Source organism: Psychrobacter sp. P11G3 (assembly GCF_001435845.1).
Taxonomy (GTDB): Bacteria; Pseudomonadota; Gammaproteobacteria; order Pseudomonadales; family Moraxellaceae; genus Psychrobacter.
Map to the genome: position 1 here is coordinate 1,612,881 of NZ_CM003596.1, position 10,185 is coordinate 1,623,065.

Here is a 10,185-nt window from a genome sequence, read left to right on the forward strand (position 1 = left end):
TAAGACAAGCAACCAGGGGAAAGCCATGACAACACTTTTATCTAATGAGCCAGTCAGCCAGCCTGTACTGTTTATACCGCATGGCGCAGGGCCTTGTTTTTTTATGGATTGGCAACCAGCGGATATGTGGTATGAGATGGCAATGTTTTTAAAAAGTATTTCTGCTCGTTTGCCTGAGCGACCAAAGGCTATCTTAATCATTAGTGCACATTGGCAGACGGCTGAATTCAGTATCACCACTGGCAAACAACCTAATCTCATTTATGATTATTATGGCTTTCCTGAGCATACTTATAGTTTGACTTATCCAGCCTTAGGCGCGCCAGCATTGGCAAAGCAAGTCAGCCGGCTATTGACAGAGGCAGGGGTAGGTAATAAACAAGATGCGGAGCGCGGTTTTGATCATGGCGTATTTATACCGCTTAAGCTAATGTTCCCTGAGGCAGGTATCCCGGTGGTACAGCTATCCTTGCGTCATGATTTAGACCCACAAGCGCATATAGCTGCTGGTCAAGCACTGGCGTCACTGCGTACAGAGGGGGTACTAATCGTCGGTAGCGGCATGAGCTTTCATAATATGCGCGGTTATGGCGATACCAGCTTTACTGAACCATCAGAGCGTTTTGATGAATGGCTAACGAATACTGTGGAATCAGCAGATTCGGATAAACGACTCACGGCCTTGGCCAGTTGGAAAAATGCTCCTCACGCGCTTGACTCACATCCATTAGGGGCAGAGGAGCATTTGTTACCGCTTATGATAGCGGTGGGTGCAGCAGGACGTGACAAAGGGCACAAGGTTTACTCCCAGCAAGTGCTAAAAACGCAATTGTCAGCTTTTCAGTTTGGTTAGTATGACTTTTTAATTTCATCTCAAATCATTAGTCTGCATTTTCTAGTCGTATATGGGCTCACCATAATGTTATAAAACCCTTACGTTTATCTTATAAAAATTTTGATCAGAGCACGGTATTATTCTAAGGAACAGTAAGCTTCAGGTTGGGTATCCACTTTTACCACTCTCATAAGAAAGACAAGTAAACAGAAAAAAGGAATCATAATGATGGCTTTGAACCATATGGTCAAAAGGTTTTGCAAAGCGACAGTCATAATTTTAAGCTTTAATATGGCGTCTTCATTTGCAGCGAATAACGATATAGAAGGACAACAGATGACGGTTTCTGTTCATCAAGGCGACGTTCAAGGTAAAGTGAATGCTGACGTTACGTCATTTTATGGTATTCCTTATGCTCATGATCCTTTTACAAAAGCGCGTAGGTTTAAAGCTCCTCAGGCGTATGAGAAGTGGAAAGGAGTCTTGGACGCCACAAAAAAAACAGCGCCAGTTCCGCAGCCAGGCAGAGAGCAGACGGTTGAGCTTGTCGGTGCTGCAGGCGACCTTACCTTAAACATATGGGCGCCAACGGCTGCTCTACAATCAAATAAGCAGCTACCTGTGATGGTTTGGATACCAGGCGGCGCTTTTATTCGGGCAGATGCAGGAGAAGAGGCGTACAACGGTACTAGCTTCGCAAGAAACGACGCGATTGTCGTTACTGTGAATTATCGAGTTGGTGTGGATGGGTTTATGCATTTAGATGGTGCGCCAGATAATAGAGGTATTCTCGATCAAATTGCGGCACTACAATGGGTACAGAAAAACATTGCCAATTTTGGCGGTAATCCAGAGAACGTTACTTTGTTCGGTCAATCAGCAGGTGCTGAAAGCGTCGCCATACTGTTGGGCACAGATAAAGCAAAAGGCCTCTTTCAACAAGCAATCATGCAAAGCCCACCAATGCAATTTATGACCATGGAACAAGCAGATCGAGTTAGCCAAACTTTTGCCAAAGAGCTGGGTGTATCAGCAACGATAAGCGATATCTCTCAAATTCCTCTTGAAACGTTAGTCACTGAAGTTATTGATATCGGTAACACCATAAAGAATCGAGACCAGTGGGGCATGATGTCTTGGGGCGGAACAGCGTTTTTACCTGTCGCTGACGGAGATGTCATTAAAGAGTCACCTATGAGAGATTTGGCAAACAATACAGATCCAGCCATTCCAGTTATCGTGGGTAGTACGGATCAAGAAGCTAGACTGTATTATGTTCCAGGCGGTGCTATCGACCAAATTCCTGCAACACAAAGATCGCAGTTGTTGAGTGACTTATCTTTGAGTGGGGCATCGCGTAATGTTTACGCGCCAATTAAGAATGAAAAATCTATTGGCGATAGCTTTGCTGACATTCAGTCTGATTATACCTTTCGAATGCCTGCAGTCCATATTGCTGAGCACTTGGTTAACAACGGCAATATAGTCTGGCATTATAACTTTTCGTGGTTTTCACCAGCCTTTGATGGAAAGTTAGGCGCCGCGCATTTTGTGGATGTGCCTTTTACCTTTAACGCTCTTGATAGTGAGCAAGCCAAAAGCTTTGTTGGCGATCAACCATCGCAGAAGCTTGCCGATACCATGCATCAAAACTGGATCGAGTTTGCTCGTTCTGGACAAGCACCATGGGATAACTATCGACTAGCAGATCGAGCAACGATGGTATTTGATACTGACTCTAAAATTGTTAACGACCCTGAGCGAGACGTTAGAGTGTTGTGGAAAGATTATTCGTTCTAAAGCATAGATCATAATGTTTCAGCGTAGTTGTCAAAAACAAAACATCCTTTGAATCCGAGGTTCAAAGGATGTTTTAGGTTAATAGAGCAATTATTAACGACCTATCAAATTAGAGATAACGTCTCTTATTATTCATATGTTGCCACCACATTATTTCCGTCAAGTTCGAACTTATAGGTGTTAAGCACGATACTTTCATCATCTAGACACTGACCAGTAGCAAGATTAAAGCGCTGCTTATAGATGGGCGAAGCCACATAAAGTACTTCTTTTGCTATTCCTGCATCATCTGTAATCGTGGTGCCACCAATCAACCCCCGAGACAATACATTGGCCTGACTAAATGGATCGTAGTTATCAAGAGCAAATAAATCGTTCTGTTTGGTACGAAAAATAGCAATTTGTTTGCCATCTATCAGGGCGCAGACACCGGTTTCAGGGATGATATCGTCAAGTTTGCAAATGGTCTGTTGGTTCATGAGGCGGTATCCTTAGTGATGATAATATTGCTCTATTTGAGAAAAATGAGTCGTAAAACTTGAGTCTAGGAACATGAGTGCAAAAACAGCGCCTTGCTTTTTGTGATAACTAACAAGGCACTTATCATTGGCTAGGCCAATTCAACCAGGTTGATGGTTGCTTTTTCCGCATCAGTCGCTGGGCGAATCTGCTCACGATCGGTCACGAAAACGACATTATCATCGCCTTTCTCACTGTTTACAAAATGACGGAAACGTTTGAGTTTTTCGGTGTCATTAATCGTCGCTGCCCACTCACACACGTAATTGTCGACCAATAACTGCATTTGCGCTTCGAGCTCATCTGCTATGCCCAAGCTGTCTTCGATAATGACGGCTTTTAGATAGTCAAGCCCGCCATCTAAGCTTTCACGCCACTTTGAGGTGCGCTGTAGCTTATCCGCTGTTTTGATATAAAACATGATGATGCGGTCGATATATTTGACCATGGTTTCGGTATCTAGATCCGTGGCAAACAGCTCGCCATGACGCGGGGTAATACCGCCATTACCGCAGACAAATAAATTCCAGCCATTTTCAGTCGCAATCATGCCAAAGTCTTTACTTTGCGCTTCCGCACATTCGCGCATACAGCCTGACACACCCATCTTGATTTTGTGAGGTGAGCGCACGCCTTTATAACGATCCTCTAACCTCAAGGCGAGGCCAATACTGTCATCGACGCCGTAGCGACACCAGGTATTACCGATACAAGATTTCACAGTACGTAAAGATTTACCATAGGCATGGCCAGTCTCAAAGCCGGCTTGTACCAGTTGCGTCCAAATATCAGGCAATTGCTCCATGCGTGCGCCAAACAGATCGACCCGCATCCCACCAGTGATTTTGGTGTACAAATTAAACTGTTTTGCCACTTGACCCAGTACGATGAGCTTGTCTGCAGTGATTTCACCGCCCGGCACACGCGGTACGACGGAATAAGTGCCGTCTTTTTGTATATTACCTAAATAGTAATCATTACTATCTTGTAGTGGTGTCAGTTCGGTTTTGAGTACGTAGTCGTTCCAGCAGGATGCCAAAATAGAGGCGACTGTTGGTTTACATATCTCACAGCCATGACCGCTACCATGTTCAGTTAGTAACTCATCAAAGGTTTTGATACCGTGCACGCGAATCAGGCTATATAGATCTTGACGAGAGTACGCAAAATGCTCACATAAGTCATTATTCACTTCAAAGCCCATGGCGGTGAGTTGATAGCTGACCGTATCTTTGACCATAGGTGCGCAGCCGCCACAGCCACTACCGGCACTGGTCATGGTTTTTACATCGCTGACGGAGTATGCGCCGTTTTCGACGGCCGAGCAGATAGCGCCTTTGGTCACGTTATAACAAGAACAAATCGTGGCGGTATCTGGCAAATTGTCGATGCCCATCACGGGTTTTTCAACATTGGGTAATATCAGGCTTTCAGGATGTGCAGGTAGGTCAATGTCATTTAAATACAATTGCAATAGGTTGTTATAGTCTTCGGTGTCGCCGACCAATACAGCACCAAGCAAGCGTTTGTTATCCGGTGTGGTGACCAGTTTTTTATAAATGCCCTCAGCAGGATTTTGATACAGGTAGCTTAAGCTGCCCTCGCTTGAGCCATGTGCATCGCCAATACTGCCCACATCAACACCCATCAGTTTTAACTTAGTGCTCATGTCAGCACCCTTAAACGTCTGCTTGCTGTCACCAGCGATTTGCGCGGCACAGATACTGGCCATGTTGTAACCGGGAGCCACCAGACCAAATACTTTGTTGTCCCATACTGCGCATTCGCCCACGGCATAAATATGGTCTACATTGGTGCGGCACTGCTCATTGATCAAGATGCCACCACGCCCGCCCATCTCGATACCACATTCGGGGTTGTTTTTAATGAGACTATCTTGGGGCCTGATACCGGCGCTAAACACAATCATATCGGTTGTTAGAGAGGTGCCATCTGTAAACTCCATAGTTAAATGTTGATCATCACTGCTGGGGTCATCAGGGTTAAATGCGGTATTAGATAGAATCTCTTTGGTGTTTTTGCCTGTCAGTACTTTGACACCCAGTGCTTCTATTTTACGCTTTAAGATCTCACCGCCAGCGGCATCGAGCTGAACGCCCATTAATTGCGGCGCGAACTCGACCACATAAGTATCAAGCCCTAGTGTCACGAGCGCTTTTGCGGCCTCAAGCCCCAGTAAGCCACCACCAACCACCACGCCTTTTTTAACAGTGGGCAGATCGGCAATTGCTAAAATCTCATCTAAATCTGCAATGGTACGGTATACGTGGCAGTGCGGATGCTCGCGGCCTGGGATGGGCGGTACAAAAGGATGTGAGCCTGTCGCCAGTACCAACTCAGAGTACTCAATAATATCGCCTGCCTCAGTAGTAATACGCTGACTGGCTGAATCGATATCTACAATACATTGATTCAAATGCAAATTAACTTTTGATAATTCGTAAGCCGTTAAATCTACTAGGTTCAGCTTACTGGCATCTTTATGTTCAAAGTAGCTCGACAAATAAACACGGTCATAAGCAGGGCGGTCTTCTTCAGCAAATACATGAATATCAAATTGCTGGTGCAGTCCTTGCTCAATTGCCCGTTCAATAAAGTGATGACCGACCATACCGTTGCCAATCACCACCAAATTGCCTTTACTTTCTGTGCTCAATGCAGTGCTACTCATGCGTCTGTCCTTAGTAATGGGGCTGGTTGAACGCGGCCATCGTTTATTTTTTTATCACGCTATAAACGGCTCCGTCTCTCAACAACAGCTGATAAACAGCATTTAATACCTACTATTACAGAGTATTCAATAATCATGCCAGAGCACTTCGATTAGCTAGGTTTTTGCGCGTTGCTATTAGGCATAAAGGTATGCCGTATCGAGACCAGTCGCTTATATACTAAGGTTTTTATGTCAGCATGATTAGCGTTGCTATTTGCCAAAAATCAGGGTGAGCACGATTGTTAATGACAGCGATATCAAAAATTAATGCACCAAAATAGTTACTGCTGTGCCCCAAGTTGGATGTTATTGCTGTTTATAAGGGAGGCTGATGGAGTGTTTTAAATCTGCTTTATTAATGCTTTATTAGCATAAGTGTCAGGTGTGGTGATGGTTATAGACCCACCAGTAAAGGCGCTTGGATAATTAACGAGTGCTGATCTTTATATGGATCTGGCAGCGTACACAAATAACTGGCATAACCATTGCACTGCTTGAAACATTGCTACTTATCATATTTGAATACTGCATTTTTTGAACACTTAGTACCTTTAGTACGTTGTCAGAACCCTGAAGTTAATCATTTGAGGAAGTTGCCTATGTCATCATCAGCCCCCGTTGCATCTAGTAAAGACAAACTTAATGTTTTGTCATTTACGGGTAAAAATAAAATCCTTCATTTAGGTTGGATGGCATTTTTCCTTACCTTTTTTGTATGGTTTAACCATGCACCATTTTTATCAGCGATTGGAGAAACGCTCAATCTGAGTAAAGACCAAGTCAAAACGCTACTCATTTTAAACGTGGCATTGACTATTCCGGCCCGCGTGATTATCGGGATGCTGACAGACCGTTTTGGCCCTCGTATTGTTTATACTGCCATTTTAGCCATTGGTGCTATTCCTTGTTTTACCTTTGCGTTCGCGCAGGACTACAACATCTTGGCACTGTCTCGGTTTTTACTGGGTTTTGTGGGTGCAGGCTTTGTGGTGGGTATCCGTTTGATGAGTGATTGGTTTCCAACCAATGAATTAGGGACGGCTGAGGGTATTTATGGGGGGTGGGGTAATTTCGGCTCAGCAGCAGCGGCACTGTTATTGCCGACTATCGCGATTGGTGCCGCAGCAGTGTTCGGTGGTGATGAAGGGTGGCGTTATGCAACAGCCACGTCAGGGGTAGTGATGGCGATTTATAGCATCATTTTTTATAAGATGGCGCGTAATACACCCAAAGGGGCCACTTATTTTAAACCCAAAAAATCAGGTGCCATGATGGTGACGTCATCAGGTGATTTTTGGTTAATGATGGTTTTTAAATTGCCTATGTATTTGGCATTGGCTCTATTGGCGTGGAAACTATCACCTGATGGTGTGAGCTTGCTGAGCCAGTCTAGTGTCATCATGGTCTATATTGGCCTTGCGATACTGTATGTTTACGAGTTCATCAGTAGTTACCGTTTTAATAAAGAGGTTTTCACCACGTCTGTACCAGTAGCGCATCGTTATGATTTTAAGCAAGTAGGTATCTTAAATATTTTGTATTTTGCCACGTTCGGCTCAGAGCTTGCTGTCGTGTCGATGCTTCCTTTGTTTTACCAAGAAACTTTTAGTTTATCGATTGTGATGGCAGGGGTATTGGCATCAAGCTATGCCTTTATGAATCTCATGTCACGCCCAGGTGGCGGCTGGCTAAGTGATAAGTTTGGTCGCAAAATTACTTTGTTGATTTTGACAGCTGGATTGGCCATCGGGTATCTATTAATGGGCTTACTTGACTCAACATGGCCACTTGCACTGGCATTGTTAATTACGATGTTTTGCTCGTTCTTTGTACAGGCAGGTGAAGGCGCTGTTTTTGCGGTGATTCCTCTGATCAAACGCAGTATGACAGGGCAGTTTGCAGGGATGACAGGTGCGTATGGCAATGTTGGATCAGTGGTGTATTTAACGGTGCTAAGCCTGGTGTCTTATCAAGTGTTTTTCTTTGTAATTGCCGCGACAGCAGTGGCTGGATTCTTTGCATTGTTTCTCTTAAAAGAGCCAGAAGGCATCATTATTGAAGAGATGCCAGATGGCACATTTGCCGAAATACAAGTGAGTCATAGATAGTATGGGGTGACGACAGATGACGATAACACATGCAGCAAATGCCAATAGAAACAATAGTCAAAATGCGGATGAGATGGCTGCTCATTTCAACACTTCGTCATCTTTGATAGAGTCAAGTCAGTTTGTTGCTATTGATGAGACTAATGAAAGTAAGAGTATTGATGATGGCAGCACTGCATTATGGTGGCTTGATTTTTTTACTATGGCAGGTCGCAAGACTGAAAACCAAGACAGCTTACTTATCACCACCTGCTTGCCCTATCAATGTTCAGGTGCAGAATCATCTAATGCTAATCGCTCAACATCTCCCCCGTCCTTATCAGCCCCATTATTGGTGCTGATGGCAGATGGGGTCAGCGCTTGTCAGTTTCCAAAACAGGCAAGTCGACTGGTAGTGAATACCGTTGCCCACAAAATCACATTAGGGTTGACTGTACTGGCACAATCACAAGATGAGACGTCATCCATCAGTTTTGACGATGATCAAGTCGCCACTATCATCAAAACAGCAGTCAACAAAGCCAACGATATCTTATATTTTCCTCAATCGTATCAACGGGTGCCGCCGTTGTTGTCTACGTTATCAGGCTTGCTCTGTATCGGTGACCGTATTCACCTGTTTCATACAGGCGATTCTCGAATATACCGCATTGGGGTAGATTGTCTGACAGTATTGAGCAAAGATCACCGCGTGCACCGCGGCCAAGATAAAGGAGCGCTTGCTGCAGCTATTGGCGCAGATAGCCAGTTAGAGCTACAACAATCAGTATTTACCCTTCATCAAAACGAGTGTTTGGCCATCATGACAGATGGGGTTTATGAGCATATAGAGCCCACAGAGTTGCAGTTTGAGCTGTGCAGCAGTGCGACTGATATATTTCAGTTGATGGCTACTACACACAAATTACCGCTAGGGTTTCACACCAGTCAAGCCGTGTGCGAGCAAGCCTTTAGTGCAGGCAGTCATGATAATCTAAGCATGGTCATGCTGAGTATGAACACACGCTTAGCCCATTTTACTTCTATCAATGGCTCAAAGGGTATTGGTCATTTTGATGGTATTGACTTTGATAATCTGGATACAGTCATACGTGATGTGAATCGCTACCAGCTGCCAACTGGTTTACAGATAGGCGATCATATTGATGGCTTTACTGTGATTGGTATCATTGCTCGTACTGCTCGCAGTCACGTGTACTGGGTACAAGATGAATACAACCATGACTTTGTTTTAAAATCACCCAGTTTAGACTCTGTGGATGATGGTCACTATCTGCGTGATTTTTTAAAAGAACGTAAAATTGGTTTGAGCCTATCAAAACATCGCCGTGCGGGTGAGTCGGCTTACAATCAAGCTGATCCCAATCGATTGCCTGTCAATCCTGCATCCAACAATATTAGTCATAACGTGGGTTCTGGACTCAGTGAGTCGGGGCTGCTGCGTTACTATCCAGTACCAGCAAGTACCACATACTTATATCATTTGACTGAATATATCGCTGGTGAGAGTTTACGGGACTTTATGGATCGTCATGCGCCTTGTGATGTGTGGCAAACCTTTGATTTACTCACCAAAATTGGCATGGCGGTTCGAGTCATGCATCGCAACTATCTGCTGCATCAAGATATCAAACCCGAAAACATTCTTTTAACCAAATCTGGCGCCGTTAAACTGATTGATTTTGGTTCCGCCAGCTCCTCTATCTTAAAAGACAGCACCCGACCACCAAATGGTGATTTGCACTATGCTGCACCAGAATATTACACCGATGCACCAAAAGGTGTGCATTCTGACTTGTTCTCGATTGCAGTGATTGGCTATGAATTGCTGACGGGGCAATTGCCATTTAATACCCAAACACTAATGATGCCAAACCAAACACTAATCATGCCCGCGCAGCCGCTACGGCAACAGAACGTACCTGACGCCAGCCAACAGGCACTCATGCGTGCGCTGCATGTCAACACTAACGCGCGCTATCAAGCCATTGGCGAGTTTTTACAAGATTTTAACCCCGATAATAAGGCGCACAGCCGCGATCCAGAACCCCTCATTAAGCGTAACCCTCTACTGGTATGGCATGGCATTTGCTTCATAGAGTTTGTCATCATTTTATTGTTGTTGTTGGCGTACTTTTCATGACACGTTGTTTTGCATTCAATGCTGCTCCGCACAGCTAAGGAATTTT

Annotated in this window: 6 protein-coding genes; 4 read left to right on the forward strand and 2 right to left on the reverse strand. The window is 44.5% G+C overall.

Features of this window, described 5'->3' with window-relative positions:
• The first annotated feature begins 25 nt into the window (after positions 1 to 25).
• Both AK824_RS06600 and AK824_RS06605 read left to right on the forward strand, forming a co-directional pair.
• On the forward strand, positions 26 to 853 hold the full coding sequence (locus AK824_RS06600) for a DODA-type extradiol aromatic ring-opening family dioxygenase (protein ID WP_057760040.1): 828 nt from the start codon (positions 26 to 28) through the stop codon (positions 851 to 853).
• A 273-nt stretch (positions 854 to 1,126) separates the two neighbouring features.
• Positions 1,127 to 2,635 carry a carboxylesterase/lipase family protein gene (locus tag AK824_RS06605; protein WP_156410693.1) on the forward strand — a complete coding sequence of 503 codons (1,509 nt, stop codon included), beginning with the start codon at positions 1,127 to 1,129 and terminating at the stop codon, positions 2,633 to 2,635.
• A gap of 128 nt (positions 2,636 to 2,763) precedes the next feature.
• On the opposite strand, the gene nirD is transcribed toward AK824_RS06605, so the two are convergent.
• Both nirD and nirB read right to left on the reverse strand, forming a co-directional pair.
• The gene (gene nirD / locus AK824_RS06610; RefSeq protein WP_057760042.1) at positions 2,764 to 3,114 is read right to left on the reverse strand and encodes a nitrite reductase small subunit NirD; all 351 of its coding nucleotides are present in this window, start codon (positions 3,112 to 3,114) and stop codon (positions 2,764 to 2,766) included.
• Positions 3,115 to 3,245: 131 nt separating this feature from the next.
• The gene (gene nirB / locus AK824_RS06615) at positions 3,246 to 5,846 is read right to left on the reverse strand and encodes a nitrite reductase large subunit NirB (RefSeq protein ID WP_057760044.1); all 2,601 of its coding nucleotides are present in this window, start codon (positions 5,844 to 5,846) and stop codon (positions 3,246 to 3,248) included.
• 641 nt (positions 5,847 to 6,487) lie between these two features.
• Between nirB and AK824_RS06620 the strand changes: the two genes are divergently transcribed.
• Positions 6,488 to 7,996 (forward strand): NarK family nitrate/nitrite MFS transporter, encoded by a 1,509-nt coding sequence (locus tag AK824_RS06620; protein ID WP_057760045.1) that lies wholly within the window; start codon positions 6,488 to 6,490, stop codon positions 7,994 to 7,996.
• A 16-nt stretch (positions 7,997 to 8,012) separates the two neighbouring features.
• Positions 8,013 to 10,139, forward strand: a complete 2,127-nt coding sequence (locus AK824_RS06625) for a bifunctional protein-serine/threonine kinase/phosphatase (protein WP_319823144.1) — start codon at positions 8,013 to 8,015, stop codon at positions 10,137 to 10,139.
• The last annotated feature ends 46 nt before the right edge of the window (positions 10,140 to 10,185 follow it).

Excerpts from the sequence above, each read along its gene's own strand:
- AK824_RS06600 (WP_057760040.1), top strand. The coding sequence starts at position 26 with ATGACAACACTTTTATCTAATGAGCCAGTCAGCCAGCCTGTACTGTTT.
- AK824_RS06605 (WP_156410693.1), top strand. The coding sequence starts at position 1,127 with ATGGCGTCTTCATTTGCAGCGAATAACGATATAGAAGGACAACAGATG.
- nirD (WP_057760042.1), bottom strand. The coding sequence starts at position 3,114 with ATGAACCAACAGACCATTTGCAAACTTGACGATATCATCCCTGAAACC.
- nirB (WP_057760044.1), bottom strand. The coding sequence starts at position 5,846 with ATGAGTAGCACTGCATTGAGCACAGAAAGTAAAGGCAATTTGGTGGTG.
- AK824_RS06620 (WP_057760045.1), top strand. The coding sequence starts at position 6,488 with ATGTCATCATCAGCCCCCGTTGCATCTAGTAAAGACAAACTTAATGTT.
- AK824_RS06625 (WP_319823144.1), top strand. The coding sequence starts at position 8,013 with ATGACGATAACACATGCAGCAAATGCCAATAGAAACAATAGTCAAAAT.